At 42.2% G+C, this 737-nt stretch carries 1 protein-coding gene; it reads left to right on the top strand.

Annotated features, from left to right (window positions below; genetic code table 11):
* Positions 1 to 80 precede the first annotated feature (80 nt).
* Positions 81 to 737 (top strand): reverse transcriptase domain-containing protein (locus IE083_RS15710; RefSeq protein ID WP_229799809.1); only part of this gene is annotated, 657 nt, incomplete at its 3' end.

Below are 737 nucleotides of genomic sequence, written 5' to 3'. Positions count from 1 at the left end.
CCTTTCGCTTGTCAGGACGAGATGGTAACGGCTGGCGAGGGACTTATGGGTAATGGAATGCATTAGGCCACCTAAAGACTTTGCAGTCAGCGCTTTCTAATTTACTGCAAGACTGTGTCGAAGAAATTAACCAGTCAAAGAATGACGGCACCGCGTTTCAGTCTACGCTAGCTCACGGTTTCATACGCAAGCGTTCGATTCTGACCAATGCCATGATGCATTTGCATAAAAAAAATGTTCTCAATGTTGATTTAAAGAATTTTTTCGATAGTTTTAATTTTGGACGTGTCCGTGGTTTTTTTATAAAAAATAATAACTTTAAATTAGACCCAAACATTGCGACAGTAATTGCACAAATTGCCTGCCATGAAAATAAACTTCCACAAGGCAGTCCTTGCTCTCCTGTTATCTCCAATTTAATTACACATTCATTAGACATTAGGTTGGCCTCTTTGGCTAAGGCTAATTCTTGCACCTACTCAAGATACGCTGATGACATAACTTTCTCCACTAGAGAGAAGGTTTTCCCGTCGCGACTGATGGCGGAAACGGAGCAAGAATACATTCCTAGCAAGAGACTTAATAGCGAAATACGACGTGCAGGTTTTGGACTAAACGAAAATAAGACACGAATCCAATACAAAGACTCGCGCCAAGAAGTCACCGGGCTAGTGGTCAGGGCAATTGCACCTATATGGCATGATATCGATGACTTGCCAATCCACTCCGACTTGAGG

The sequence above is a fragment of the Vogesella fluminis genome (genome assembly GCF_014652335.1).
Classification (GTDB): Bacteria; Pseudomonadota; Gammaproteobacteria; order Burkholderiales; family Chromobacteriaceae; genus Vogesella; species Vogesella fluminis.
This window is presented reverse-complemented; position numbering and strand designations above follow the sequence as displayed.